A 26,712-nucleotide genomic window follows, 5' to 3' on the forward strand; every position below is an offset into this window, starting at 1 on the left:
GTCAGGCCTTTGCTTTCACGATGGGCATCGAACCGGTGGCGCCGTAAGGAACCTTGATCTCGCCACGGGCGGCTTTGCGGGCGATGTCGGTGCGGAACTGCGCCCCGTCCAGCTGAACCAGCTCCACGCCGTCGTACGCTTTCTCGCGCGCCTCCACCAGGTCACTGCCCAGGGCGACAACCGCCAGGACACGGCCGCCGGCGGACACCACCTTGCCTTCCTTGTCCAGGGCGGTTCCGGCGTGGATAACGTGCACGCCGTCCAGCGCTTCCACTTTCTTGAGGCCACGGATCCGATCACCGGTGCGGGGCGTGTCCGGGTAGTTTTCGGAGGCAATGACGACGGCGACGGCGGCCTCCTTGGACCACCGCAGCTCCTCAGCCTTGTCCAGTTCGCCCTTGGCGGCGGCCATCAGCAGCGCACCGAGGGGGTCTTGAGCCGGGCGAGGACGGCCTGGGTTTCCGGGTCGCCGAAGCGGACGTTGAACTCGATCACGCGGGTGCCGCGTGACGTGAGGGCCAGGCCGACGAACAGCACGCCGACGAAAGGGGTGCCGCGGCGGGCCATCTCGTTGACGGTGGGCTGGGCCACGCGTTCAAGGACTTCCTGCACCAGCCCCTCGGGGGCCCATTCAAGCGGGGTATAGGCACCCATGCCGCCGGTATTGGGCCCTTCGTCGTTGTCGAAAATGCGCTTGAAGTCCTGGGCGGGCGAGAGCGCCACCGTGTTCTGCCCGTCGCAGAGCACAAACAGGGAAACCTCCGGGCCGTCCAGGAACTCCTCGATGACCACGGAGCCGCCCGCGTCGAAGCAGGACTGGGCATGTGCCAAAGCTTCATCGCGGTTGCGGGTGACAACAACACCCTTGCCCGCGGCGAGTCCATCGTCCTTCACCACGTAGGGGGCGCCGAAGGTGTCCAGTGCCGATGCTGCTTCCTCGGCGTTGGTGGCCACCATGGCCATCGCCGTGGGGACGCCGGCTTCCGCCATGACCTCCTTGGCGAAGGCCTTCGAGGCCTCCAGCTGGGCTGCTGCCTTGCTGGGTCCGAAGACGGGGATCCCGGCTTCGCGGACGGCGTCCGATACGCCTGCGGCCAGCGGAGCTTCCGGGCCCACCACCACGAGGTCTACACCGAGCCGTGCGGCCAGCCCGGCGACGGCGTCGGGATCGTTGCCGTTGATCTCGTAGGTGGGAACCAGTTTGCTGATGCCGGCATTGCCAGGTGCCGCGTGGACCTCGGACACGTTGGGGTCGGCGAGCAGGGAGCGGACAATGGCGTGTTCGCGGCCTCCGGGGCCAATGACGAGTACCTTCACAGTGTCCAAGGGTACTTTGTGCACCCTCCCCGCTCCTAAGCTGTGTCCTCCCCCGCCTGGTCAATCCGGAGTCCCGCCCGCTCCGAACCATACATATGACAAAGCTGCGAAACAGGATGACAGGCGCCGGAACCATGGCCGCGTTGGCAGGCGTGGTGGCAGCCGCCGTCGTACTTGCCGTTGCGGAGCTGATTGGCGCATTTTTTACCGCCCGCGCCACCCCCTCTTTGCCCTGGGGTCCACTTTCATCGACTTCACGCCGCCGTGGCTCAAGGACTTTGCGATCGCCACGTTCGGCACCAACGACAAGACAGCGCTATTCGTGGGCATGGGCCTGACCATTGCGGTGCTCGCCTGCATCCTGGGCGTGGTGGCCTACCGGAAATGGGCCCTCGGCGTCCTGGGTGTGCTCTTCATGGGGGCCGTGATCGTGGCCAGCGTGGTGACCCGCGCCGGCGTGGGGCCCGCCGACGCCATCCCTTCGGTGCTGGGAACCCTGGCCGGACTGGTGGTCCTGCACCGCCTGATGGTGCCGCTGTGGGGGCTGAAGGCGTGGCCGGAAGCGCCGGCGGATACAGCGTCCGACGGCGGCGAACGGCCTGGGGGCGAAGGCACCAGCCGCCGGCGCTTCTTCGCCACTGCCGGGATCACGGCCGTAGCCGCGGGCATCGCCGCCACCGGTGGGCGGCTGCTGGCTGCGGCGCGCAGCAATGTGGCCCAGGCCCGTGAAGCGTTGAGCCTGCCAACGCCGGCGAAAGCTGCAGCCGCCGTACCGGCCGGGGTCCAGTCCACGGTCCCCGGCGTCCCGCCGTGGCTGACGCCCAACGGCGAGTTCTACCGGATCGATACGGCTTTGAGCGTGCCGGAAATCAACGTTGACGACTGGGAACTGCGCGTTCACGGGCTGGTGGAGCAGGAAGTGACGCTCACCTTCCAGGACCTGCTCGACGCCGAGCTCATCGAATCCCACGTCACGCTCACCTGCGTGTCCAATCCAGTGGGCGGCAACCTCGCCGGAAACGCCAAGTGGCTGGGCCTGCCCATCCGTGAGGTGCTGGCGCGCGCCAAGCCCAAAGACGGAGCAGACATGGTGCTGTCAAAGTCCATCGACGGCTTCAGCGCTTCCACTCCCCTTGAGGTCCTGCAGGATGACAGGGACGCCATGCTGGCCATCGGCATGAACGGTGAGCCGCTTCCGCTGGAGCACGGCTACCCCGTGCGGATGGTGGTCCCCGGACTGTACGGGTTTGTGTCCGCCACCAAATGGGTGGTGGACCTGGAGGTCACCCGTTTCGCGGACAGCAAGGCCTACTGGACCGAGCGCGGCTGGTCCGAGCGCGGCCCCATCAAGACGATGGCCCGCGTGGACGTGCCCAAGTCCTTCGCGAAGGTGCCGGCCGGGAAAGTCGCGGTGGGCGGCACCGCATGGGCCCAAACTCGCGGCATCAGCAAAGTGGAAATCCAGATCGACAACGGCGGGTGGGCGGAAGCCACCCTCTCCGCCGAAGCGTCCACCGTTACCTGGCGCCAGTGGTCCTATGAGTGGGACGCCACGCCCGGCCCCCACTACATCAAGGTACGGGCAACCGACGGGACCGGGGCGGTCCAAACCGACCAGCGCGCAGATCCCGTGCCTGACGGTGCGTCGGGCTGGCAGTCGATAATGGTCACCGTGCAGTAGGCCGCAGCCCGGAGTGCCCGGGCTTCTGCGGGGCTGGCCCATAGACTGGCAGTATGCCGCATAATCCGCATGCCACCTTCACTGTTGACTCCGCCGTCGAACTGGCCGTGATCGAACGCAGCGGCTTTGTGGAGTCGCGGCACATCGGTTCCGCCGTGCTCCTGTCCGCCGACGGCTCGGTGGTCACCGAACTCGGAGACATCAACACGCCCATCTTCGCGCGGTCCACGCTCAAGCCGTTCCAGGCATTGGCCGCCATGCAGTCCGGGGTTCCGCTGCGGGGCGCCCAGGTGGCCATTGCCTGCGGAAGCCACACGGGCTCCCTGGACCACATGGACGTGGTGGCGGGCATGCTCAAGGCCGCCGGAGTCCGTGAAGACCAGCTGCAGTGCCCCGAGGCCTGGCCGCAGGATGAAACGGCCCGGAACTGGCTGGTGCGCTCCGAAAAGGGCAAGTCGCGGCTGGCGTACAACTGCTCCGGAAAGCACGCCGCTTTCCTGTGGGCCTGCACGGAAAACGGGTGGGACACGCACAGCTACCTGGAGCCGAACCACCCGCTGCAGCAGCGCGTGCGCACCGTTGTGGAGGAATACACGGGTGAGAAGATCGCCCACCTGGGGATCGACGGCTGCGGCGCCCCCGTGGCGGCTGTCTCCCTGAAAGGCCTGGCCAGGGCTTACTCCCAGCTCGCCAAGGCTCCCGGGGACCAGAGCTTCAGCGCCAGGGCCGCCACCATCGCCACTTCGATGCTCGATTACCCATGGGCGGTACAGGGCCGTGGCGAGGCCAACACCCTGGTGATGGACGAGCTGGAGATCATCGCCAAGATCGGGGCAGAGGGGGTGCTGGCCATGGCCACTCCGCAGGGCGTGTCCGTGGCCGTCAAGATCCTGGACGGAAACATCAGGGCCACCTCGCTGGTGGCCCTGACGCTGCTCGCCGCGGCGGGGGCCGTGGAGATCCCGGGAGTTGCCAGCGTCCTGGAGCAGGTGGTGGAACCGGTGATGGGCGGCGGACGGCCGGTAGGGAAAATCCGCCTGGGCCCTGCTGTTTCCGCCCTCCTGGACTGACACCCCTTCCCACACCAGACATCAAAGGAAGGCTGACCGCATGGCCGTAGCCCGCCGTCGTATTGACGTCCAGCAAGGCAAAGCAGCACTGAACGCATGGCTGGAAGCTGCCCAGCCGTCGTCGGACGCTCCCTTGCCGCGAACCGTCCTGGCCACTGCCGTCAGGTACTCGCTGGAGGAGCTGACGGCGCGTGCACCGGGAAACTCCGTGGAGGTGCGCGTCCCGCCGTTCGGCGTCACCCAGTGCGTTGAGGGCCCGCGGCATACGCGCGGCACCCCGCCCAACGTGATTGAGTGCGACGCCGCCACCTGGCTTGCGATGGTGACGGGACAGATGGAGTGGGCCGACGCAGTCAGCGCCGGCAAGGTGGCCGCGTCCGGGCTGCGCGCGGACCTGTCAGCCCTGCTGCCCCTCTAGCCCCTCCGGCCCTTCGCGCTGCTCCGGCCCGGCAGAAGCCTTAGCCGCGACCGATGAAGGGCATGCCCGCAGCGGTGACCACTACTGACCCCACGCTGGCCGAGGCCGGCATGTTGGCCATCATCAGTACTGCGTGGGCCGCGTCCGCCACCGGAAACATGGGCTCCACCTTGCGGCTGCCGTCTGCCTGCAGGGCCCCCGAGCCGACGCCGATGGTGTCCATGATGTCGGTGGCGGTGTTGCCGATGTCGATCTGCCCGCAGGTGATGCCGTAACCCCGGCCGTCCAGTTCGATGCTCCTGGTCAGGCCTGTCATGGCATGCTTGGTGACCGTATACGCCACCGTCCGCGGCCGCGGTGAATGCGCCGAGATGGAGCCGTTGTTGATGATCCGGCCGCCCTGCGGTTCCTGCGATTTCATGGTCCTTACCGCCGCGGCGGCGCACAGCATGGACCCGGTGAGGTTCACGGCAAGGGTGGCGTTCCAGTCTTCCAGGCTGATCTCATCCACCCCGGCGGCGGGACCGAACACGCCGGCATTGTTGAACAGGACGTCCACCCGCCCCCACTTCCGGCGCGCTGCCTCGAAAAGCCGTTCGACGTCGTCGCGCCGGGTGACGTCGCACGGCACCACCAGGGCGTCCGCGTGGCCGTCCGCCGTTTCAGCAAGTTGGGCCTCGCGGCGGCCGGCCAGCACCACGCGGTAGCCGTCGGCCAGCATCTGCCGGGCAACCTCCCGGCCAATGCCGGAGCCGGCCCCGGTCACTACGGCGACGCGTGCTGTGGGAAGGGAAGTGGTCATGCGGTCTCCTGGCCTAAAACTGCACCGGCACGGCCGGCTTGTTCAGCGGCCAGCCTATGACGGTCTTGGGACGCGGCGCAGCGAAGGTCCGCACCTTGGAGGTGGAAAGGCCCATCCGGACCAGCGATTCGGCGATGGTTACGGCCGAGGCCACACCGTCCACTACGGGAACGCCTGCCCGTTGCCGGATCTGTTCGTCCAGCCCCGCCATCCCGCCGCAGCCAAGGACAATCACCTCGGCCTTGTCCTCAGTGACGGCCAGCATGGCCTGGTTGATGATTGCCTCAACGGCGCGTTCCGGTTCCTCCTCGAGTTCCAGGACCGCCATTCCGCTGGCACGGACGGAAGCACATCTTGCGTCCAGGCCGGCCAGCTTCAGCCGGTCCTCGATGAGGGGAACCGTCCGGTCCAGCGTGGTGACCACCGAGTACTTATGGCCCAGGAACATGGCTGTGCCGGCGGCAGCCTCGGTGATGTCGACCACCGGCACGTCCAGCAGTTCCTGGAGCCCTTCCCTCCCGTGCTCGCCGTAGCCGGCCTGGATGACGGCGTCAAACGTTCCCGGGAAGGAGGTGACGGCGTCCATCACGGCGATGGCAGCCAGGTAGCTTTCGAAGTTGCCTTCGCAGGAGTCCGCGCCGAACCTCGGGGTGATTCCCACGATTTCCGTGCCGGGAGCGGCAACACTGCGTGCCGAGGCCGCGATGGAGTCCGTCATTGATTGCGTGGTGTTTACGTTGGCGACAAGTATGCGCATTGGGTAGGTCCTTGCTTGTGACTGGCTCAGTGGGTACTGACGACGGCGATGGCTTCCCCGTCGTGGTCGTCCAGCCTTTGGTTGCGGTCGGCGATGAAGAAGTACAGTGCCGCCGCAATGCCCGCTGCGAAGAACCAGGCGAAGGGTGCCGCGGCAGCCAGTGCCGGTACGAAGGCGATCAGCAGGGCAAGGACGGCGGCCGGAACCATGGCGATGATCGCCCGGGGGTTGACGCCCTTCCTGTAGAAGTACGCGCCCTCCGGTGATGCCGTGTAGAGCTCGGGGACGTTGACCTTGCCACGGCGGATCAGCCAGTAGTCAGCCATGACGACGCCGAACAGCGGGCCGAGCAAGGCACCGAGGCCGCCCAGGAAGTACACGATGACCAGCGGGTTGTTGTAGAGGTTCCAGGGCAGGATGACCAGGCCGATGGTGGCGGAGACCATTGCTGCCTTGCGGAAGTTCAACCGCCGGGGGAACAGGTTGGTCAGGGCGTAGACAGGGGCGACGAAGTTGGCCATGAGGTTCACTGCGATGGTCAGGATCAGCAGGGCAAGGCACGCAAGGACCAGGAAGAGCGTGTTGGGGATGGTCTGGACGATATCCGAGGGGCTCTTGATGATGGTCCCGTTGATTTTGAACTGGCCACCGGCCATGACCACCACGATGGCGCCGAACACGAGCATGTTGATGGGGATGCCCCAGAAGTTTCCGCGGACCACGGCCTTCTTTGAGACGGCTGAGCGGGTGAAATCGCAGAAGTTCAGGACGAAGGTGCCGTAGATCGAAACCCAGAGGGCGCCGCCGGCGAAGATCGTGAGCCACATTTCCGGCCCTTCCAGGGCCTTGTTGGAGGACCAGGCGATGCTTCCGCCGGCCTCCACGAAGATCCAGACAGCCATTGCGGCCATGGTGGCCAGGATGACGGGGCCGGCGAAGGCCTCGTATTTGCGGATCATCTCCATGCCGAAGCTGACGATGACCAGCTGGACCACCCAGAGGGCCACGAATGCCATCCACCCCAGCGTGGACAGCCCCAGGAGGGAGTCCTGGTCCAGGTCGTGGAGGCCCGGAAACACGGCCACGAGCATGACGCGGAAGACAACGGACGCCAGGTACGTCTGAATGCCGAACCAGGCCACGGCCACCGCGCCGCGGAGGAGGCTGGCGATCTGGGCGCCCCTGATGCCGAAGCTGATGCGGCTCATGACCGGGAAGGGGACGCCGGTCTTCACCCCCATGAAGCCGGAAAGGGTAAGGAGGCCGAACAGCAGCGCGGCACCAATGCCGAGTGCCATCAGGATCTGCCACCCGCCCAGCCCCAAAGCGAACAGCCCAATGGCGAAGGCGTAGTTGCCCAGGCTGTGCACGTCATTGGCCCACAGGGTGAAGATGCTGTAGCTCGTCCAGCTGCGGCCCGTGCGTTTGGTGGGGGCAAGGTCTGCATTGTAGAGGGAAGGGCTGATGCTCTTGCCGGAAGCCGCGCTGGCCGATTCGCACAGGGCTTCGACACTGCCGGCCGGGTGGACCGGCCCGGCTGACGGCGCTGTCAGGTCCAGGTCCGCGTCAACGCCCGCCGATGGAGGGGTCTGCATAGGGGTCTCAATTCTTTGGTGGATTCCGTGTGGTGAGGCCGACCTTGGGTCGTTTCTGTTATTCCACATTGCGGAATCGAGATATTGAATAGTGAAATAAGAGTATGACCTGCGTCACGGGGGCGTCAAGCAATGCCGGCATGGGCGGGCAGTCACAAACTGTTTCTTCCTCCCGGCCTGCGCACTCTGCGGGCTCAGGGGCACCGGTCGCATTGACCATACCCCCGCGTCTGACTAATCTCATCTAGCAATAATGTTTTCTCGTAATATGAAAACTCAAGCCGAGCATTCGAAGATGAAAAGAGGCTGCCGTGGCTGCAGGAGAAGATACCTCCCATATCCTCAGCGGGTTGACTAACCAGCTGCCTGATCGTGATCCGGAAGAGACTGCCGAGTGGGTTGAGTCCCTGGATGCGTTGATCAGGGAACAGGGCACCGAGCGTGCCCAATACATCATGCGGAGCCTGCTGCAGCGCGCCGGCGCGCAGAGCGTCGGGGTGCCGATGGTGACCACCACCGATTACGTGAACACGATCCCGGTGGACCAGGAAGCCCAGTTCCCGGGCAACGAGGAGTACGAGCGCCGGTACCGGGCCTACATGCGGTGGAACGCCGCGGTCATGGTCCACCGGGCGCAGCGGCCCGACATCGGCGTCGGCGGGCACATCTCCACCTACGCCGGTGCCGCGACCCTGTACGAGGTCGGGTTCAACCACTTCTTCCGCGGCAAGGACCACCCCGGCGGCGGGGACCAGGTCTTCTTCCAGGGCCACGCCTCCCCGGCATGTACGCCCGGGCGTTCATGGAAGGACGCCTCTCCGAGGAGGACCTGGACGGGTTCCGGCAGGAAAAGTCCCGCGAGGGCCACGCCCTGTCCTCCTACCCGCACCCGCGCCTGATGCCGCACTTCTGGGAATTCCCCACCGTGTCCATGGGCATCGGCCCGATGAACGCGATCTACCAGGCCCAGAACAACCGGTACCTGCACAACCGTGGCCTGAAAGACACCTCGGACCAGCAGGTCTGGGCGTTCCTGGGCGACGGCGAAATGGACGAACCCGAATCCCGCGGCCTGCTGCAGCTGGCGGCGAACGAAAACCTGCACAACCTGAACTTCGTGATCAACTGCAACCTCCAGCGCCTGGACGGGCCGGTGCGCGGCAACGGCAAGATCATGCAGGAACTCGAAGCGTTCTTCCGCGGCGCGGGCTGGAACGTGATCAAGGTCGTCTGGGGCCGGGAATGGGATGACCTGCTCACCCGCGACACCGACGGGTCCCTGGTGAAAATCATGAACGAAACCGTCGACGGGGACTACCAGACCTACAAGGCCGAATCCGGCGGGTTCGTCCGCGAACACTTCTTCGGCAAGACCCCGCAGACCAAAGACCTCGTCGCGGACCTCACCGACGACCAGATCTGGAACCTCAAACGCGGCGGCCACGACTACCGCAAGGTCTACGCAGCCTACAAAGCCGCCACCGAATTCAAGGGCAAACCCACCGTCATCCTCGCCCACACCGTCAAGGGCTACGGCCTGGGACCGCGGTTTGAAGGCAGGAATGCCACGCACCAAATGAAGAAGCTGACGGTCGAGGATCTCAAGGACTTCAGGGATTACCTGCGGATCCCCATCTCGGACGAACAACTGGACGCCGACCCATACCGGCCTCCCTATTACCACCCGGGCCTGGATGCACCCGAGATCGCCTACCTCCTTGAACGGCGGCGGGCGTTGGGCGGATCGGTTCCCGAGCGCCGCAGCCGATACAGTGCTGTGGAGCTTCCGGATGAAAAGTCCTACGAGGTAGCCAGGCGGGGTTCTGGCAAGCAGCAGGCCGCCACCACCATGGCCTTCGTCCGCCTGCTCAAGGATTTGCTCCGTGACAAAAAGTTCGGGGGCAGGATTGTGCCCATCGTGCCGGATGAATCACGCACGTTCGGCATGGATGCGTTCTTCCCCACCGCGAAGATCTACAACCCCGAGGGCCAGAACTACCTCTCCGTGGACCGCGACCTGGTCCTGGCCTACAAGGAATCCCCCGCCGGGCAACTGATCCACCCCGGCATCAACGAAGCCGGCGCCGTGGCAGCCTTCACCGCAGCCGGGACCTCCTACGCCACCCACGGCGTGCCCTGGTCCCGGTCTACGTGTTCTACTCCATGTTCGGCTTCCAGCGCACCGGCGACGCCTTCTGGGCCGCAGCAGACCAAATGACCCGCGGCTTCATCATCGGCGCCACCGCAGGCCGGACCACCCTCACCGGCGAAGGCCTCCAGCACGCCGACGGCCACTCCCCCTGCTCGCCTCCACCAACCCCGCCGTGCTCACCTACGACCCCGCCTACGGCTACGAAATCGGCCACATCATCCGCTCCGGCCTCGAACGCATGTACGGGCCGGACTCAACGGACAAGAACGTCATGTACTACCTCACCGTGTACAACGAACCCATCGTCCAGCCCGCCGAACCCGAAAACCTCGACATCGAAGGCGTCATCAAGGGCATCTACCTGCTCGCCCCGGCAAAGATCGACGGTCCCCGCACCCAGATCCTCGCCTCCGGCGTCTCCGTGCCCTGGGCCATCGAAGCCCAGCGCGTCCTGGCCGACGACTGGAACGTCTCCGCCGACGTCTGGTCCGTCACCTCCTGGAACGAACTGCGCCGCGACGGCCTCGCCGCCGAAGAAGAAGCCTTCCTCAACCCCGGCCAACCCGCCCGCACCCCGTTCGTCACCCAGCAACTCGAAGGCGCCACCGGCCCCATCGTCGCCGTCTCCGACTACATGAAAGCCGTCCCCGACCAGATCCGGCAGTTCGTCCCCAACGAATTCGCCACCCTCGGCGCCGACGGCTTCGGCTTCTCCGACACCCGCGCAGCAGCGCGCCGCTACTTCAAGAACGACACCCACTCCATCGTGGTGAAAGTGCTGCAAATGCTGGCGGCGAGGGGCGAGGTTGAGGAGGGCGCGCCGTCGTATGCCCTGGACCGCTACAAACTCCTGGACGTCAACGCCGGCACCACCGGTGGCGCGGGCGGCGACGCCTGAGACGGGGAACCGCGCCAAATTCCGGAGGCCTTTGGGCCTATTGACGACGGTGCAGCTGCGGTCTGTACTTGCCCTGTAAGCCCGTCCCTGTTGTGTGAAGGAGCAGCGGTGGAGTCCGATGCTGCGGACGTCTTTTTGTAAACTCCTCGGAATTGACTACCCCATCATGCAGGCGGGAATGGGGCCCTTCGGGAGCGATGCAGCACTGGCTGCTGCTGTTTCCAACGCAGGCGCTTTGGGCAGCCTCGGCGGTGCACTTCGCACCGCCGAGGATCTTCGCGGCAGCATCCGGCGAATCCGGGAGCTCACCGGGCGGCCTTTCGCGGTGAACTTCACCCAGCCCTGGCTGCAGGGCCACCCCGAGTCCTTCGACATAGCTGTGGAGATGCAGGCGCCTGTGATTTCCATGGCGCTGGGCGATCCGTACGGGTTCCCGGCAAAGGTGCATGCAGCGGGTGGCCTTTTTGTACAGCAGGTCCACACTGTCCAGCAGGCCCGGCTGGCTGCGGACCGCGGCGCGGACGTGATCATTGCCCAGGGAGCTGAAGCCGGCGGGTTCGGCGGGAGTATCTCCACGTTGGTCCTGGTGCCGCAGGTGGTGGATGCGGTGAATCCCTTGCCGGTTCTGGCTGCGGGTGGAATTGCAGACGGCAGGGGCTTGGCGGCTGCCCTCATGCTGGGCGCCCAGGGAGCCAATATCGGGACGCGTTTCCTGGCGTCGACAGAAGCATCGATCAGCGAAGGCTGGAAACGCTCCCTGGTAGCCGCCGAAGCCCAGGACGCCGTCAAGGTGGAGGTCTGGGACGATATCTTCACGAAACCGGGGAGCGGTGCCTTCGATGTGGTTCCCCGCGCCCTGCGGACCCCTTTCATAGATCAGTGGCAACCCAACCGGGCTGGAGCGGTGCACCAGTCGGCCCGGCTCCAGGAAGAAATTGGAACGGGAATCCGGGAGGGGCGGATGGAGGAGTATGTACCATTCACCGGCCAGTCCGCGGGGCTGGTCAGCAGCATTCTCCCGGCCGCAGGGATCGTGCAGGAGCTCGTGGCTGGAGCCGTTGGCGCATTGCGGCGTGCCCGGGAACTTGGTGTGTAAAAGGCCACCGCCTCGGAAGCACTACAGTGCAGCTATGACGAGCATGGATGCCCGCGGAGCGGAATCGGCTGGCCCCACGGTGACGGGCATTGTGCTGGCAGCCGGAGGCGGGACACGGCTGGGTTTGGGTCCCAAGGCCCTGTTGCCGTATCGCGGTCGGCCGCTGGTTGAGGCCATCGCAGGCAGGCTGCTCGACGGCGGCTGCCGGGAAGTTGTGGTGGTCCTGGGGGCGGGAGCAGCTGATGTTGAGGCTGCTGCCCGTTTGGACCACTGCCGAGTGCTGACCAACGTGGAATGGCAGTCAGGCATGGGCAGCTCCTTCCTGCTCGGGAACCAGGCCGCGGCTCCGCAGGACCACCTGCTGGTTGCGCTGGTGGACCAGCCGGGCCTGACCTCCGAAACCGTGGAGCGGCTGCTGGACCGCCACCGCCCCGGACGGATTACCGCTGCCGCCTACCGCCGACGCGACGGCCCCGGCGAGGGCGGGGACGCTGAACTCCAGCGCGGCCATCCCCTGCTCATCGACGTGACCCTGCGGGAAGCGGTGTGTGCAACAGTGAAGGGCGACGCCGGCGCACGCGGCTTCCTGCGGGCGCATCCGGAACTGGTGGATGAGGTGGATTGCAGCGACCAGTCAACGGGTGAGGATGTGGATACCCCGGACCAGTTGGGGCTTCTCCGTTAGCAACCGAGGGTGGTCAGGCATGGGCGTGCAGGAACTTCTCAAGGGCATCCTCCCAGGGGGACGTGCCGTGGTGAACGATGTCGATGCTGCCCGGCTGTGGGCGTTCCGGCCACCTTGGTGGTTCCCAGTCCTGGTGTTCGCTTGTGTAGTGGCGGCCGGTGGGCGAGGTCCAGCCCGGTGGTTCGTTCGTGCTGGCCGGGGTGGGTTTCCAGCCGGTGGTGTGCCGGAGCCTGTGGTGTTTCGGGCAGGGCTGTCCCAGGTTGCTGATTCCGGTAGTGCCGCCGTGGTGCCAGGCGAGGAGATGGTCGGCCTCCGTGTCCAGGGAGGTGTTGCTGCAGCCCGGGAACGGGCATTTCCCGTCCCGCATCCGCAGCCAGGCCCGCATGGCCCTGGGAACCCGGTAACTCTTCCGGCCGATCTCCAACGGCGCCCCGTCCCGGGGATCCACCAACACCCGGTAGAACGAGGCCGCCCCGTCCGCGACCAGTCGCCGCGCCATCGACGCCGGCACCGGACCATACCCGTCCAGCATCGCCGGTTCATCGGTCAGGCCCATCAGCGCGAACACCGGAACCGTAACCAGGACCTCGGCGCGGACCGATGGCGGCTGGTGGCCAGTTCCCGATGCGGCGCTGGTCCCGCTGCCGCTGGTGCTGCCGCCCCGGGTGTCGCCGCTGCCGAGGATCGCTGCGGTGAAATTGTCGGCCCGCAACTGGGGCATGGTCCTGTCCTCGGCCGGGCCCTGCAAACCCCGTGCGGCAACGGTGAGCCGGTTCCACCCAGCCTGGGCCTGATCCGCGGGCAGGTACGCGCCCAGCCACGCCATCCCGTCCCGGTCCGCCCGGAACTCCACCCGCCGCTCCGCCACACCCCTGGCATGCCGCTTCTCCATCGATTCGGCGTGGTGGCGCTCCCGCCAGGTCCGCGCCTTGACCCGGAACCGGTGCGCCGGCAGCTCCCCAACCGGGCACCCCCTGGCCGGGGGAAGGGCGTCCGGGTCCGGTGTATCGGGTGGCAGGAAATGCGCCTCCAACGCCGCCGCCCCGGCCGCATCAAGGGACGCCGTTTCGTCGGCCAGCACTATCGCGTGCTGCCATGACAGGGTCCCGGACTGCAACGCCTCCAAAGTCCGCGGCAAGCTGCTGGTCAGGGCGTGGGAGGTGGCCAGGAACGACGCCGCCGCCCGGGGACCCAACGCCAGCACGCACCCGATCTCCGCCGCCACCGCCATCTCCTGCGCCACCACCGGCACGTCCGGCCCCGCCACAGCATGCGCAGCCTCCGCGTACCCCACCGCAGCCTTCGCCTTCAACCCCGCAACCCGCGCCTCCACCTCCCGGGCCCCGGCAAGAATATCCAGGCAGCCATCGGCCAGACCGGCCAGCGGATCAATATCCGAGAACGGCAACGAACCCTCCCCATCCACCTCAGCCTGAAGCACCGCAAGGGCAGCGCGAATCTCCTCGAACGCCCTCACCACCGCCGCCTTCCCCATAAACCCATCATGGCAAGGGGGTCCGACATTCTGGCCGTGAAGAGTCAGGTCAATCCTGCAGCCTTCCCTCAAGCAACTCCTCGAGTCCCCGCTTGAAGCCGGACCGGCCGCCATGGGCAGGATGCCGGATCTTAGGGGCAGCCAGGCCGCTGCGCTGCAGGCTGTGCTGGGCCACATTTCCCACTGCCACGATGGAGCTGATCCCGAAGATCTCCGCGAGCTCCTGCCAGAAGGATGTTCCGAGCTTGGTTTCCGAGGGTTTTGGTGTGCGGTTGGACAAGGGCTTGCCGGGCTGGTGGGGGTGCCAGGGGAAAGCACTCCAGAGCAGCGGTACGAAGTCCACTTCTTCGAGGACTTGCCACAGCACCGTTGCAGTAGGTTCGGCGGCTATTCCCGCGGCGTCCGGCGGCAGCACATAGCCTTTGCCGGGGCCGAAGAGTCCAAACCTGTTGACGGGACCTTCGATGATGGTCCTGTTGGTGAAGGGCACGCCCGTGATCCGCATGCCCCTAAAGCCCGGGGCCTCACCCACCAGCAGTACCCTGGGCCGCCGGTCCAGCATTTCCTGCAGGTAGATCTCAAGGTTGCGCCGGCGCAGCTCATTCGCCGGGACGGAACGGTTGAAGAAGTTGTTGCAGACCGGCCCGGCCTCGACGGCGGCCAGCCGCTCAACGAAGGCTTGAATTGCTGGCGCTGTCATCCGCCGGAGTGGTCCAGGACCGCCGCAACGCGTTCCGCTGCCGGTGCGTCCGCGCGGGACAGCCGGGCTTTCCGAAGGTTTTCGCGCACGATCCAGCGGACATCCTTGTCCTGGCTGGCTGCCCACCGCTCCAGCCGCGCGAAGCCCAGGGCAGGGGAAGCGGCCGCGGCAACGCTCCAGCAATAGCCGAGCCCCTGGCGCAGCACGCGGAATTGATCCAGCTTCCGCGATTCCGGGCCGGTTCCTTCGACCGACGCCGTGATCCGGTCGAGGGTTTCCACTGCCTTGGCTGCATCTTCCGGTACGCGGAGCAGCCGTGGTTCGCAGACCCCGGCTGCAAGGGCACGTTGGACCAGGTGCTTCCCGTCCACCCATTCCCTGGCCAACGCCCACAGTGCCCGCATGTCCGCGTCTCCCAGCCGCTGCAGGGCCATGGCAACACCTTCACGAACCCGCCAGCGCCCGTCCTCCGCCATGACCCTTAGTGTTTCCGCGGCGCGCTGGTCACCCGCGGCAACCAGGCGGCCGAGGCCGACAGCAGCACACATGGCAAGGTACTCGTCCGGACTGTCAACGAGCCGTCGGATCAGGCCGGGATCCGCCACGTCGGCGAACGCCGCAACCAGTTCAAGGTTGCCGCGCGGCCCCGGCAATCCTGACTCGGCGCGGAGGTACGCCTCCCATTGCGCCGACGGCAGCGCTTCCAGGACCGCCCGGTAGTCCGACGTCTTGGTCATCGTTCAACTCCCTGCCGCCCTCAGGTGCTGCCTTACCAGCGGGGGTGGATGGCCTCACGGAAGTAGTGGTCGTAGATCCAGCGGACGCCGGCGTCGAACTCTTCGCTGATGCTGACCGTGGCCGCAGCGGCGTTCGCCCTGGCCTGATCCACGTTGCGCGCGCCGGGGATCACCGAGGTGACGCCGTCCTGCGCGGCAATCCACGCAATGGCCGCCTGCGCGGTGGTAGCGCCCTCCGGCACCAGCTGTTCGAACTCCGCCACGGCCTTCAGGCCCAGTTCGTAGTCCACGCCGGAGAAAGTCTCGCCAACGTCGAACGCCTCGCCCTTGCGGTTGTAGTTCCGGTGGTCGTTCTCCGCGAAGGTGGTCTCTTTCGAGTACTTCCCGGACAGCAGGCCGGACGCCAGCGGCACGCGGGCGATGATGCCCACCCCGGCCGCTTTGGCGGCCGGAAGCACCTCGTCCAGCGGCTTGAGCCGGAAGGCGTTCAGGATGATCTGCACCGAGGCAGTTCCCTCGTGGCGGATGGCTTCGAGGGCCTCGTCCGTCCGCTCCACGCTGACGCCGTAGTTACGGATGGCGCCTTCGGCCACAAGGGTGTCCAGGGCGTCGTAGACCTCGTTGTTGCTGTAGACCGGGGTGGGCGGGCAATGCAGCTGGACCAGGTCCAGGGTGTCCGTGCCCAGGTTTTTCCTTGAGCGGTCCACCCATTGGCGGAAATTGGCCAGCCTGTAGTTTTCCGGCCGCTGTTCCATCCGGCGGCCCATCTTGGTGGCAACCGTGACGCCGAGGCCCGGGTTGTCCGCCAGGAACTTCCCGATAGCCTGCTCACTCTTGCCGTCGCCGTACACGTCTGCGGTGTCGAAGAGGGTGACCCCGGCCTCCACGGAGGCGGCGAGGATGGCCTGCGCCTGTGCCGGGTCCACGTTGCCCCAGTCCGCGCCGAGCTGCCAGGTGCCGAGCCCCACGATGGAGACGTTCCGTCCGGTCTTGCCTAAAATCCGCTGTTCCATCCCCTGACTATATGCAACGATGCAACCCGCAGTCAGGTTGCCCCGCTGCGAACACCTTTTGGGCCTTCCGCACGCACGGTGCGGGCAGGGCCCCGGCGTTATGACCGGGCGTGCTCGAGCTTGGGCACCAGCCCCGCCTCCTTCAGCCCCAGGTAGATGCGGTCCCGGGCAATTGGCAGCGACGCGAAGCGCACGCCCGTGGCGTTGCGGATGGCGTTGGCCAGCGCCGGCGCCACCGGGTTGAAGGGGCTTTCGCTCATCGATTTGGCCCCCAGCGGCCCCATCTTGTCGTTGGTGTCCGCGAAGTACACCTCGCTGCGCGGCACGTCCGCAAAAGTAGGGATGTGGTACTGCCGCAGGATGTCCGTGGTGACCTTTCCGGCGTCGTCCACCACCACCTCCTCGTAGAGCGTGGCGCCAAGGGCCTGGGCGATACCACCTTCGATCTGGCCGCGGCACTGCCGCGGGTTGACCACCACGCCGGCGTCGGCCGCCTGCACGCTTTGCAGGATCTTCAGCTCGCCGGTGCCGCGGTTCACCGCCACCCGGAAGCCGTGCACATTGAAGGCGACCGAGCGCGGGGTCCCGCCCCAGCGCCCCTCGGCGGCGAGTTCGACGCCGGCACTCTCCGCGGCCTGGGCCAGTTCAGACAGTGCCACGGGAGTCCCGTCGACCACCAGGACGTCGTCCTCAAGGACGCAGGCGGACGCCTGGGTCTGCCGGATGCCGGCGGCGAATGCACGGATCCGGACGGCCAGTTCCTCTGCTGCGGCGAGGGTGGCTTTGCCGGCCACTACGGTGCCGGCCGAGCCGAAGGCGCCGGTATCGTGCTCTACCAAGTCCGTGTCCGATTGCCGCACCGCCACCCTGGACGCTTCCGTGGAGAGGGCGGTAGCGGCAAGCTGGGCGTGCACCGTGGTGGTGCCGTTCCCGAACTCGGCGGTCCCGACGTCGGCCTGGTACGTTCCGTCCGGCAGGAGCCGGAGCCTTGAATGGGCAAAGTGGCCGCGCGGCGGCACGGTGTCGATCATGGACAGGGCCGTGCCTTCGCCCACCATCCAGTCAGGCCCCAGGTCCTCAAGGCCGGCCTGCCGGTAGCGTTCGCGGCCGCGGTCCAGGGCGTCCCTGACCAGGTCCAGGCATTGGTCCAGCCCGTAGCTGCCGTAATGGACGTCCTCTTCCGGGTCCGGCTGGGTGGACAGCATGTGGTCCCCTTCCCGGACCATGTTCCGGCGGCGGAACTCGAACGGGTCCATGCCGATCCCGGCGGCGAGCTCATCCATGGCGGACTCGACGGCGAAGATCATCTGGCTCAGCCCGTACCCGCGGAAAGCTCCGGACGGCACGGTGTTGGTGTACACAGAATGCGCGTCCACCTTCTTGTTCGCGCAGTTGTAGACCGCCAGCGATTCGCCGCAGCCGTGGAACATGACGCCGGGGCCGTGGTTTCCGTAGGCGCCGGTGTTGGTCACCACGTCCAGCTCCAGGGCCGTCAGCTTCCCGTCCTTGCTGGCTCCGGCCTTCAGCTTGATGGTGAAGGGGTGCCGGGTGGTGGTGGCGGTGAACTGTTCGGTGCGGGTCAGTTCCAGCTGGACGGGCCGCCCGAGCTTGAGGGCCGCGAGCGCCACGAGGTCCTCGGTGAGCACTTCCTGCTTGCCGCCGAACCCGCCGCCCACGCGGCCGGCCACCACATGCACCTTGTCCTCTTCCAGGCCGAAGATCCGGCACAGGGTGCGGCGGACCAGGAAGGGGACCTGGCTGGAGGTGCGCACCTGCAGCCGTCCTTCCGCGTCCACCGAGGCGATGGCAGCATGGGTTTCCAGTGCCACGTGCTGGACCCGCTGGGTTTGGTAGGTCTTCTCGTGGATGAAGTCGGCGGCGGCGAAACCGTCGGCCACGCTGCCCAGCTCCGAGTGGAGCTCCGCCACCACGTTCCGCTCAGGCCGGGCGATCCGGGAGCCTGCAGCATCCTTGCCACCGTGGACCAGCGGGGCGCCGGGCAGCAGTGCAACCTGCGGTGAGAGGACCGCCGGGAGTTCCTCATAGTCCACCCGGAGGGCACGGACGCCGGCCTCCGCGTCGCCCACCGATTCAGCCACGACGGCGGCCACCCGCTGCCCAATGAACCGGACCACGTCATCGAGCACCCGGGTGTCATCGGGATCGTCCGTGAACAGCTCGTGTTGTGCGGTGGAGAACAGCTGTTCCGGGGCGTCTTCGGAGGTGAAGACGGCTACCACGCCGGGAACCCTCAGCGCCGCAGCCTTGTCGATGGACACCACCCGCGCGTGGGCATGGGGCGAACGCAGGATCTTCAGGTGCAGCAGGCCCTGCAGCTGTTCCCTCAGCTGCTCCGGCGGCACGTCCAGGGTGTACCGGGCAGCGCCCGTGACCACCGCGCGGCTGGCCGGCGCCGGGACGTCATCGCCCAGCCGGCCCGGCTCCGGATCCGGCTGCCCGTCCCCTGCGATGCCGGAGCCCGGCCCCTGGGGATCCGGGTGCCCGGCGTCCCCGCAGACGGCATCCGCGATGGCACGGTAGCCGGTGCACCGGCAGAGGTTGCCTTTGAGGTTCCGGGGCAGGTTCTCCTTCTGTTCATCTGTGAAGGTGGCGGCCGTCATCACCATGCCGGCCGTGCAGAAGCCGCACTGGAAGCCCTGGCGCTCCAGGAACTGCTGCTGCACCGGGTGGAGCTGCCCGTCGGGGCCGCCGGCACCCGCGAGCCCCTCGATAGTGGTGACGGCATGGCCCTCCGCCCGGACAGCCGGGTAGATGCAGCTGTGGACCGGGGTGCCGTCCACGTGCACCGTGCAGGCACCGCAGTCGCCGCCGTCACAGCCTTTCTTTACCCCAAGGTTTCCCTGCTCCCGCAGGAACGTGCGCAGGCACTGCCCGGGACGGGGTGCCGCGTCCGCGGAAATTCCGTTGATCTCGATGGCCATGCTCAGGCCCCTTTCGAAAGAGTTGTGGGCCCGGGCCCCGGCATCCCGCCGGTCCGGGGCGGCCAGAAGTCCCCGGACACAGCCAGTCCCGGCGTTCCCTGCGGCGCTGCCAGCTCGCCGCGGATTTCCTCGGCCAGCCGGTACGTCATGTCGCGGCGCCAGGCGGGCAGCCCGTGGATGTCGTCGTGGTAGAGCTCCGCCGGAATATGGTCATCGAGTCCGGCCGCCAGCCGGTCCGCGTCCGGCAGCGCGTCGAAGCGCAGCTGCACGGGCCGCTTGGTGGCGGCGGTGACGGTCAGCACCAGGGAGGTGCCGCCGTCGAGCCTTCCAATGAGCAGCACGCCGGACCGGCCCAGGTTGCTCAGGGACAGGCGGCGGAACGCCACGCGGGCGGAAAGGGCCGACGCCGGGAGGTGGACGCTGCGGAGCAGCTCACCGGGTGCCAGGGCGTTTTTCGCGTCGCCGGTGATGAAGTCCGCCACCGGAAGGGTGCGGCTGCCGCCATTCGGTGCGATGAGGGTGGCTGTGCCGTCCAGTCCGGCGCACAGCGAAATGACGGGCCCGGCGGGCAGCGAGGTGCAGAGGTTGCCGCCCACGGTGGACATGTTCCACACCTTGAAGGAAGCCACGAAGGAGTCACAGCATGCCCGGACCAGGTCCAGCGCCCGCCAGCCGCGGTCCGACACATCCGGAAGCCCGGGAAGGCTGTACAGCCCGGCGATGGTGCAGGTGGCGGCAAGCTCGATCCCGTCGTCGGTGACGGTGATCGGCGTCCAGCCTGCGGCGCCGAGGTCCAGGAGCCGTTTGAGCGGCTGGGGCCCGAAGGCGTAGCTGCCGTAGGAGAAAAGGACCGTCCCGCCGGCAAGCCAGGCGTCGCCGTCGCGCCATTCCGCGGGGTCGGTGGTGCGGACCACCGCCTCAATGGTGTTCATGTCCATGCGATCTCCTGCTTGTCAGAGTCTGTAGGCGCCGGCGTGGGCGCGGGGTGGGGGTGGATGGTGCCGGAGGTTTCGCGCAGCGGCAGGCAACTGGCGGCGCGGTTGCGGGCTGCGATGATGTCCGCGGTGATGGACACCGCCACTTCGGCGGGGGTGGCGGCACCAAGATCCAGCCCGATGGGTGAGTGCAGCTGGGCGATCCGCTCCGGCGGGACACCCGCGCTGAGGAGTTCGCCCACCCGCTGGAGGTGGCTCCGGCGGGAGCCCATGGCGCCAACGTAGGCGAGGTCCAGGGCCAGCGCGGCTTCCAGCAACGGGATGTCGAACTTCGGATCATGGGTCAGGACGGCGGCCACGGTGCGGTGGTCCGTCCTGCCCGCAGCCGCTTCCGCCGCCAGGTACCGGTGCGGCCAGTCGGCCACCACCTGGTCGGCGGCGGCAAAACGGGGCTGCCTGGCGAAGGCGGGCCGGGCATCAACCAGGGTCACGTGGTAGCCCAGCAGCTTCGCAGCCGGTACCAGTGCCGCGCCGAAGTCGTTGGCGCCGAACACCAGCATCCGCGGCGGGGCCAGCCGCGACTCCACGAGGACGGCGGACCCGTCCATAGGCTGCCCTGTCCGGTCTGGCAGACAGTCCCCTGCCCCGGGAATACTGACCAGGCCGGTGCCACCGAGGCGCAGGATGGCCTCCACCTGCAGTGCCGCCTCCCCCTGGAGGAAGGACAGCTCCGGGGATGCGGCCACGCCGGCCGTGGCGGGGTGGTGCAGTACGACGGCGGCGCCTCCCGGGCTGCCCAGCAGCCGTACCAGGGCCATGGGTTGGTCCGGGCCGGCTTCGGCGAGTTGCAGCAGGGCAGTGCGCAGCGGATGGGCGGGTTCGCCCGGAACCGCGGCGGGCACCGGCTGGATGTGGATGTCCAGCCGTCCCCCGCAGGTGAGCCCGGCGGCGAAGGCGTCGGCGGCACTGAACCCGTAGGACTCAAGGCGCGGGCCGCCGTCGTCCATTGCCTCCTGGGCGAGCACCACCACGGCGCCTTCCACGCAGCCGCCGGAGAGGCTGCCCAGCACCTCGCCGGATTCGGTGACCAGCATGGATGTTCCCAGCGGCCGGGGCACGGAACCGGACGCCGCCACGATGGTGGCAACGGCGAACTGCCCGTCTGCAAGCCGGTGCAGCCACGGGCCCAGCGAAGGGATCAGGTCAAGCATGGCGGCACTCCTTCTTCCGCGCGGCGGTGGTGTCCATTGTCGGTCCTGGCAGGGGCCGGGCCAAGGGTTGGCCCGGCCCCCGGTGTGGCTGGCGCAAGCTCAGCCTCCGAGCAGGTGGTTGATCGGACCGCGGGCGAAGTACACCAGGAACCCGATGCTCACCACCCACATCAGCGGATGGATTTTCTTCGCCTTGCCTGACGCAGCCCCGATGACGGCCCAGCTCACGAAGCCAACACCGATGCCGTTGGCGATCGAGTAGGTCAGCGGCATGGTGACGATGGTCAGGAATGCCGGCAGGGCCACGGTGAACTTGGTGAACTTGATCTCCCGGATCTGCGCCATCATCATCGCCCCCACCACCACCAGGGCGGCGGCCGCGACCTCGAGCGGCACCACGCTGGTGAGCGGGGTGAGGAACATCGAGCCGAGGAACAGCACGCCGGTGACCACTGAGGCCAGGCCGGTCCGTGCCCCTTCGCCGATGCCGGCGGCGGAGTCGATGTACACGGTGTTGGAGGAACCGGAGGTTGCCCCGCCCGCCACGGCGCCGAAGCCTTCCACGATGAAGGCCGCTTTCAGCCGCGGGAACGTGCCGTCCTTGCGGGCGACGCCGGCGCTCCTGGCCAGGCCGGTCATGGTTCCCATGGCGTCGAAGAAGTTGGTGAACACCAGCGTGAACACCAGCATGGTGGCGGCCAGGCCGCCGATCCGGGCGAACGAGCCGAACAGGTCGAACTGCCCCACCAAACCGAGGTCCGGTGCCGAGACCAGCCGGCCGGACAGGACGGGGGTGTTCAGGTGCCAGCCGCCGGGGTTGGTGGCGCTGGCCGGGCCAAGCTTCAGGACGGCTTCCACGACGGCGGCCAGCACGGTGGTGCCGACGATGCCGATGAGCAGGCCGCCCTGGACCTTGCGCGCCACCAGGATCCCCATGGCAAGGAGGCCGATGACGAAGACGAGCGTGGGTACCGAGGTGATGGAGCCGCCGTCGCCCAGTTGGACCGGCGGACCGCCTGCCGTGGGCCGGACGAAGCCGGAGTCCACGAAGCCGATGAAGGCGATGAACAGGCCGATGCCCACGGTGATGGCGGCCTTCAGTTCCTTGGGCACTGCCCGGAAGATGGCGGTCCGGGCGCCGGTGACGCCGAAGAGGACGATCAGGATGCCGTTGATCACCACCAGGCCCATGGCCTCGGGCCAGGTGACTTCCTGGATCACCGAGACGGCCAGGAAGGAGTTGATGCCCAGGCCGGCGGCAAGTCCGAAGGGCAGGTTGGCGATGAGGCCAAAGAGGATGGTCATGACGCCGGCAGTGAGGCCGGTGACGGCACCCACCTGGGCTGCGGATAGCCAGCCCCCGGCGACGTCGGTGGGGGCGTTGTCCGCGCTGAACCCGCCGAGGATGAGGGGGTTCAGGATGACGATGTACGCCATGGTGAAGAAGGTGACCAGGCCCCCGCGGAATTCGCGGGCAAGGGTTGAGCCGCGCCGGGTGACCTGGAAGAAGCGGTCCAGGAAGGATTCCGGGGCCGGCGGCAGCGGGACGTGCGGTCCCTGTGCCGAAGTGCGCGGCGCCCGCCGGGGGTGCTGGTGGTTGGAGCCGGATGCTCCTCGTGGGAATGGTCCAGGATGGTCATCCCAGCCGCCTAGTAGTCGATCCTGGATTCGAGCGTGTTCCAGGTGTTGAACGGCTCCAGTGGTGCCGGGGCCTGGGGATCGCCCAGCTCCAGTTTGGATACCGGCATCAGGGAGTCCCTGTCCTGGTTTTCGAAGTATTCGTAGAAGACGGCGTCGTCAAAGCCGACGGAGGCGGCGTCGTGGCGGTCCGCGGCGTAGACCACGCGGCCCACCCGGGCCCAAAGTGCGGACGCCAGGCACATGGGGCATGGCTCGCAGCTGGTGTACAGGACTGCGCCGCTGAGGTCGAAGGTGCCCAGTTCGCGGCAGGCGGTGCGGATGGCGGTGACTTCGGCGTGGGCGGTGGGATCGTTGTCCGCTGTGACACGGTTGACGCCGTCGAACGTTTGGCCGTCCGCCGTGACGATCATGGCGCCGAACGGGCCTCCGCTGTTAAGGACGTTGGCCGTTGCCAGCCGGATGGAGCGGGCCAGAAATTGTTCGGCCGTGACGGTGGTACTCATGATGCGACTTCCTTTTGCCGGGAAGCCTGATGCCGTGCAGTACCAGTAGAACCAGGTGCGAACGGTTACCAGGCTTCAGCATGTGCTGTGAAGGTTAAGTTGCGCCTGGTAGATAGCTTCCCCGAGGAGGGGCGCCCGCCTTTGGCAGAATCGAGATTAGCACCGCTTTGTGGGCTGCGCCATAGTTTTCTGGAAATTTAATTTCGCAATGTGAAATCCATGTTTCGACGCCTTCACGGCGGATGCCGCCACGCAGTCACAATCACTTCCATTGACGCAGGTGGAGGCCCTTTCCTAGTCTGATCCCACCCGTCCTGCCTGCAGGTGGCGGGCACCTGGATCAGCAGACAGGGCCTCACTGAGCTGGAACAACTGCCACTGCGCCCAGAACAGGACATCCCATGCCCCAGCCCCATCCAGCGCCCGCCTCCCGCCTGTGGATCCGGAGCCCCCTGGCCGCCTTCACCGCCAACACTCTTGACGCCTCGGGTGGCGTGGTGGTCAACGGCGGAGTGATTGAAGAAGTCCTGGCAGCGGGGCAGAAGCCGGCCGCGCCCTGCACCGAAACGTTCGACGCCGGCAGCCACGTCCTGCTGCCGGGCCTGGTCAACACGCACCACCACTTCTACCAAACCCTCACCCGGGCCTGGGGTCCGGTGGCCAACGCCCCGCTGTTCCCGTGGCTGCAGAACCTTTATCCGGTGTGGGCCCGGCTGACGCCGAAAGACCTGGAACTGGCCACCACGGTGGCCCTTGCCGAACTGCTGCTCTCGGGCTGCACCACCGCTGCCGACCACCACTACCTTTTTCCCGCGGGCCTTGAGGACGCCATTGACATTGAAGTGGAGGCGGTGCGCCGGCTGGGCATGCGGGCCACCCTCACCCGCGGGTCCATGACCCTGGGAACGGACGACGGCGGCCTGCCGCCGCAGTCCACCGTGCAGGCCCCGGAAGTGGTGCTGGCGGACAGCGAGCGCCTGGTGGGCCGGTACCACGAGCGCGGCGATGACGCGGTGATCCAGATTGCGCTGGCGCCGTGCTCCCCGTTCTCGGTAACCAAGGAGATCATGGCCGAAAGCGCGGCCCTCGCCGGGCGGCTGGACGTCCGGCTGCACACCCACCTGGCAGAAACCCTCGACGAGGAGGACTTCTGCCGGGAGATGTTCGGGCTGCGGACGGTGGACTACCTGGACAGCGTCGGCTGGTTGACGGACCGCACCTGGCTGGGCCACGGCATCCATTTCAGCGACGCGGAGATCGCCCGGCTGGGTGCCGCGGGGACCGCGGTGGCGCATTGCCCCACCTCCAATATGCGTCTGGCGTCAGGCACCGCCCGGGTCCTGGAACTGGAAGACGCCGGAGTTCCGGTGGGGCTGGGCGTTGACGGTTCGGCATCCAATGACGCCTCCAACATGATCCTGGAAGCGCGGCAGGCCCTCTACCTCCAGCGGCTGCGGTACGGGGCCGACGTACCGGTGGAACGGGCCCTGGGCTGGGCCACCCGCGGATCCGCCGCGGTCCTGGGCAGAACCGGACTGGGCCAGCTGGCACCCGGGATGCAGGCGGACCTGGCACTCTTCCGGCTCGACGACCTGCGTTTCTCCGGCAGCCACGATCCCGTGGCCGCCCTCCTCCTGTGCGCCGCGGACCGGGCGGACCGGGTGATGGTCGGCGGGCAGTGGCGTGTGGTGGACGGCCAGGTTCCGGGATTGGACGTGGCGGGGCTCATCGCGGAGCACTCCGCCGCGGCACGACGCCTGATAAACGGCTGACAGGGATACTGGCCGCTGCTACCGTGGCGGCATGACTCCGTCAAAGACGCCGGCCGAAGTCCTGGATATCGAGGGTGTTGAGGTCCGGATCTCCAGCCCGGACAAGGTGGTATTCCCCCAGCCGGGGCTGACCAAGCTTGACCTGGTGCGCTATTACCTGGCTGTGGCGGACGGAGCGCTGCGGGGTGCGGGAGGGCGGCCGATGGTGCTCAAGCGGTTTCCCAAGGGGATCGACGCGGAGCCGTTCTTCCAGAAGCGCGTCCCGGAAAACCACCCGCCCTTTATTGACACCACCACGCTGCATTACGCGTCCGGGACCTCGGCGGAGGAGGCAGTGATCCGCGATGCGGCCGGCCTGGCCTGGGTGATCAACCTCGGCTGCCTTGACCTGAACCCGCACCCGGTCCGGGCAGAGGACCTGGAACACCCGGACGAACTCCGCGTGGACCTGGACCCCATGCCGGGAGTGGACTGGCCGCAGATCGTGGACGTGGCCTACGTGGCGCAGGAGGTCCTGGCGGACGTGGGCCTGGAGGGGTGGCCGAAGACCAGCGGTTCGCGGGGGCTGCACATCCTGGTGCGCATTGCCCCGGAGTGGTCCTACCGCGATGTCCGGCTCGCTGCGGAAACCCTGGCCCGGGAGGTGGAAAACCGCGCTCCCGGACTCGCCACGGCACGGTGGTGGAAGGAGGAGCGCGGCGAGAGCGTGTTCGTGGACTTCAACCAGAACGCCAAGGACCGCACCGTGGCCTCCGCCTATTCAGTCAGGCCGCTGCCCGATGCCCGGGTCTCGGCGCCGCTTACCTGGGAAGAGGTGCGCACCGCCAGGCCGGAACAGTTCACGGTGCCCACCGTCCTGGAGCGGTTCGCCGAGATCGGCGATCCGCATGCGGGTATTGACGGCGCGGTGGGCAGGCTCGATGGACTCCTGGCCCTTGCCGAAAAACTGGGTCCCGCAGAGAAGGCACCGCGCGGCGGCAACGGATCCGGACGCCGGCAGTCGGTGATGCCGCTCATCGAAGTGGCCCGGACCAGGACCAAGCCCGAGGCGCTCGCCGCGCTCGATGAATGGAGGTCCCGGCACGCCGGAGTCGTGGCGGCCCTTCAGCCCGCCGATGTCCTTGTGGACGGGATGCGTGGATCCAGCTCGCTCTGGTACCGGGTGCGGGTAAACCTGCAGCATGTACCCGAGGCGGACCGGCCGCCCCAGGAGGAGCTCGTCGCGGACTACGACCCCTGGGCGGGCAAGCAGTGGCCCGGAGGCCCCGGCTCCTGACGCCCGGCCAGGGGTC

Annotated in this window: 18 protein-coding genes and 3 pseudogenes; 8 read left to right on the forward strand and 13 right to left on the reverse strand. The window is 67.4% G+C overall.

Annotated features, from left to right (window positions below; all coding sequences use genetic code 11):
- Position 1 precedes the first annotated feature (1 nt).
- Positions 2-1,317 (reverse strand): annotated as a pseudogene (gene purD, locus OUO20_RS13920) (phosphoribosylamine--glycine ligase).
- Positions 1,318-1,412: 95 nt separating this feature from the next.
- On the opposite strand from purD, the pseudogene OUO20_RS13925 reads away from it, so the two are divergent.
- The 3 genes and pseudogenes from OUO20_RS13925 to OUO20_RS13935 all read left to right on the forward strand — a co-directional run bounded on the left by OUO20_RS13925 (position 1,413) and on the right by OUO20_RS13935 (position 4,486).
- A pseudogene (locus OUO20_RS13925) lies at positions 1,413-2,998 on the forward strand (molybdopterin-dependent oxidoreductase).
- A gap of 53 nt (positions 2,999-3,051) precedes the next feature.
- The gene (locus tag OUO20_RS13930; RefSeq protein ID WP_268001972.1) at positions 3,052-4,068 is read left to right on the forward strand and encodes an asparaginase; all 1,017 of its coding nucleotides are present in this window, start codon (positions 3,052-3,054) and stop codon (positions 4,066-4,068) included.
- Positions 4,069-4,108: 40 nt separating this feature from the next.
- Positions 4,109-4,486: a sterol carrier family protein gene (locus tag OUO20_RS13935; RefSeq protein ID WP_018768993.1), complete on the forward strand. Its 378-nt coding sequence runs from the start codon at positions 4,109-4,111 to the stop codon at positions 4,484-4,486.
- 40 nt (positions 4,487-4,526) lie between these two features.
- On the opposite strand, the gene OUO20_RS13940 is transcribed toward OUO20_RS13935, so the two are convergent.
- From OUO20_RS13940 to OUO20_RS13950, 3 genes are read right to left on the reverse strand one after another with little or no spacing between them, the layout of a single operon-like run.
- The gene (locus tag OUO20_RS13940) at positions 4,527-5,288 is read right to left on the reverse strand and encodes an SDR family oxidoreductase (protein ID WP_268001973.1); all 762 of its coding nucleotides are present in this window, start codon (positions 5,286-5,288) and stop codon (positions 4,527-4,529) included.
- Between the two features lie 13 nt (positions 5,289-5,301).
- Positions 5,302-6,045, reverse strand: a complete 744-nt coding sequence (locus tag OUO20_RS13945; protein WP_056392547.1) for an aspartate/glutamate racemase family protein — start codon at positions 6,043-6,045, stop codon at positions 5,302-5,304.
- Between the two features lie 26 nt (positions 6,046-6,071).
- On the reverse strand, positions 6,072-7,640 hold the full coding sequence (locus OUO20_RS13950; protein ID WP_268001974.1) for an NCS1 family nucleobase:cation symporter-1: 1,569 nt from the start codon (positions 7,638-7,640) through the stop codon (positions 6,072-6,074).
- A 311-nt stretch (positions 7,641-7,951) separates the two neighbouring features.
- On the opposite strand from OUO20_RS13950, the pseudogene aceE reads away from it, so the two are divergent.
- The 3 genes and pseudogenes from aceE (at position 7,952) to nboR (ending at position 12,471) form a co-directional block, all read left to right on the forward strand.
- A pseudogene (aceE, locus tag OUO20_RS13955) lies at positions 7,952-10,690 on the forward strand (pyruvate dehydrogenase (acetyl-transferring), homodimeric type).
- Between the two features lie 118 nt (positions 10,691-10,808).
- Complete coding sequence (locus OUO20_RS13960) at positions 10,809-11,786, forward strand: NAD(P)H-dependent flavin oxidoreductase (protein ID WP_442781084.1); 978 nt, start codon at positions 10,809-10,811, stop codon at positions 11,784-11,786.
- A 34-nt stretch (positions 11,787-11,820) separates the two neighbouring features.
- Positions 11,821-12,471 carry a nicotine blue oxidoreductase gene (gene nboR / locus OUO20_RS13965; protein WP_268001976.1) on the forward strand — a complete coding sequence of 217 codons (651 nt, stop codon included), beginning with the start codon at positions 11,821-11,823 and terminating at the stop codon, positions 12,469-12,471.
- Between the two features lie 13 nt (positions 12,472-12,484).
- Here the strand turns inward: nboR and OUO20_RS13970 are convergent, their stop codons facing one another.
- From OUO20_RS13970 to OUO20_RS14010, 9 genes are all read right to left on the reverse strand, one after another.
- The gene (locus OUO20_RS13970) at positions 12,485-13,966 is read right to left on the reverse strand and encodes an HNH endonuclease signature motif containing protein (RefSeq protein WP_268001977.1); all 1,482 of its coding nucleotides are present in this window, start codon (positions 13,964-13,966) and stop codon (positions 12,485-12,487) included.
- A 49-nt stretch (positions 13,967-14,015) separates the two neighbouring features.
- Positions 14,016-14,666 (reverse strand): uracil-DNA glycosylase, encoded by a 651-nt coding sequence (locus tag OUO20_RS13975; protein ID WP_268001978.1) that lies wholly within the window; start codon positions 14,664-14,666, stop codon positions 14,016-14,018.
- On the reverse strand, positions 14,663-15,403 hold the full coding sequence (locus OUO20_RS13980) for a HEAT repeat domain-containing protein (protein ID WP_268001979.1): 741 nt from the start codon (positions 15,401-15,403) through the stop codon (positions 14,663-14,665). Before OUO20_RS13980 ends, OUO20_RS13975 begins: the two co-directional genes overlap by 4 nt.
- 32 nt (positions 15,404-15,435) lie before the next feature.
- Positions 15,436-16,416 carry an aldo/keto reductase gene (locus OUO20_RS13985; protein ID WP_056391390.1) on the reverse strand — a complete coding sequence of 327 codons (981 nt, stop codon included), beginning with the start codon at positions 16,414-16,416 and terminating at the stop codon, positions 15,436-15,438.
- Positions 16,417-16,514: 98 nt separating this feature from the next.
- Complete coding sequence (locus OUO20_RS13990) at positions 16,515-19,358, reverse strand: molybdopterin-dependent oxidoreductase (protein WP_268001980.1); 2,844 nt, start codon at positions 19,356-19,358, stop codon at positions 16,515-16,517.
- Between the two features lie 2 nt (positions 19,359-19,360).
- Complete coding sequence (locus OUO20_RS13995) at positions 19,361-20,296, reverse strand: FAD binding domain-containing protein (RefSeq protein ID WP_268001981.1); 936 nt, start codon at positions 20,294-20,296, stop codon at positions 19,361-19,363.
- Positions 20,287-21,504, reverse strand: a complete 1,218-nt coding sequence (locus OUO20_RS14000) for an XdhC family protein (RefSeq protein ID WP_268001982.1) — start codon at positions 21,502-21,504, stop codon at positions 20,287-20,289. The genes OUO20_RS13995 and OUO20_RS14000 overlap by 10 nt, the downstream gene beginning before the upstream one ends.
- A gap of 99 nt (positions 21,505-21,603) precedes the next feature.
- Positions 21,604-23,172: an NCS2 family permease gene (locus tag OUO20_RS14005; RefSeq protein WP_442781139.1), complete on the reverse strand. Its 1,569-nt coding sequence runs from the start codon at positions 23,170-23,172 to the stop codon at positions 21,604-21,606.
- Positions 23,154-23,648, reverse strand: coding sequence for a nucleoside deaminase (locus tag OUO20_RS14010; protein WP_018769702.1), 495 nt, complete (start codon positions 23,646-23,648; stop codon positions 23,154-23,156). Before OUO20_RS14010 ends, OUO20_RS14005 begins: the two co-directional genes overlap by 19 nt.
- Before the next feature lie 401 nt (positions 23,649-24,049).
- On the opposite strand from OUO20_RS14010, the gene OUO20_RS14015 reads away from it, so the two are divergent.
- Both OUO20_RS14015 and ligD read left to right on the forward strand, forming a co-directional pair.
- Positions 24,050-25,420: an 8-oxoguanine deaminase gene (locus OUO20_RS14015; RefSeq protein WP_018769701.1), complete on the forward strand. Its 1,371-nt coding sequence runs from the start codon at positions 24,050-24,052 to the stop codon at positions 25,418-25,420.
- Positions 25,421-25,451: 31 nt separating this feature from the next.
- Complete coding sequence (gene ligD / locus OUO20_RS14020) at positions 25,452-26,696, forward strand: non-homologous end-joining DNA ligase (RefSeq protein WP_018769700.1); 1,245 nt, start codon at positions 25,452-25,454, stop codon at positions 26,694-26,696.
- Positions 26,697-26,712 lie beyond the last annotated feature (16 nt).

This window comes from Arthrobacter sp. FX8 (assembly GCF_026723805.1).
In the GTDB taxonomy this organism is placed as follows: Bacteria; Actinomycetota; Actinomycetes; order Actinomycetales; family Micrococcaceae; genus Arthrobacter.

Coding starts and splice junctions, on each gene's coding strand:
- OUO20_RS13930 (WP_268001972.1), top strand. CDS start 3,052: ATGCCGCATAATCCGCATGCCACCTTCACTGTTGACTCCGCCGTCGAA.
- OUO20_RS13935 (WP_018768993.1), top strand. CDS start 4,109: ATGGCCGTAGCCCGCCGTCGTATTGACGTCCAGCAAGGCAAAGCAGCA.
- OUO20_RS13940 (WP_268001973.1), bottom strand. CDS start 5,288: ATGACCACTTCCCTTCCCACAGCACGCGTCGCCGTAGTGACCGGGGCC.
- OUO20_RS13945 (WP_056392547.1), bottom strand. CDS start 6,045: ATGCGCATACTTGTCGCCAACGTAAACACCACGCAATCAATGACGGAC.
- OUO20_RS13950 (WP_268001974.1), bottom strand. CDS start 7,640: ATGCAGACCCCTCCATCGGCGGGCGTTGACGCGGACCTGGACCTGACA.
- OUO20_RS13960 (WP_442781084.1), top strand. CDS start 10,809: ATGCTGCGGACGTCTTTTTGTAAACTCCTCGGAATTGACTACCCCATC.
- nboR (WP_268001976.1), top strand. CDS start 11,821: ATGACGAGCATGGATGCCCGCGGAGCGGAATCGGCTGGCCCCACGGTG.
- OUO20_RS13970 (WP_268001977.1), bottom strand. CDS start 13,966: ATGGGGAAGGCGGCGGTGGTGAGGGCGTTCGAGGAGATTCGCGCTGCC.
- OUO20_RS13975 (WP_268001978.1), bottom strand. CDS start 14,666: ATGACAGCGCCAGCAATTCAAGCCTTCGTTGAGCGGCTGGCCGCCGTC.
- OUO20_RS13980 (WP_268001979.1), bottom strand. CDS start 15,403: ATGACCAAGACGTCGGACTACCGGGCGGTCCTGGAAGCGCTGCCGTCG.
- OUO20_RS13985 (WP_056391390.1), bottom strand. CDS start 16,416: ATGGAACAGCGGATTTTAGGCAAGACCGGACGGAACGTCTCCATCGTG.
- OUO20_RS13990 (WP_268001980.1), bottom strand. CDS start 19,358: ATGGCCATCGAGATCAACGGAATTTCCGCGGACGCGGCACCCCGTCCC.
- OUO20_RS13995 (WP_268001981.1), bottom strand. CDS start 20,296: ATGGACATGAACACCATTGAGGCGGTGGTCCGCACCACCGACCCCGCG.
- OUO20_RS14000 (WP_268001982.1), bottom strand. CDS start 21,504: ATGCTTGACCTGATCCCTTCGCTGGGCCCGTGGCTGCACCGGCTTGCA.
- OUO20_RS14010 (WP_018769702.1), bottom strand. CDS start 23,648: ATGAGTACCACCGTCACGGCCGAACAATTTCTGGCCCGCTCCATCCGG.
- OUO20_RS14015 (WP_018769701.1), top strand. CDS start 24,050: ATGCCCCAGCCCCATCCAGCGCCCGCCTCCCGCCTGTGGATCCGGAGC.
- ligD (WP_018769700.1), top strand. CDS start 25,452: ATGACTCCGTCAAAGACGCCGGCCGAAGTCCTGGATATCGAGGGTGTT.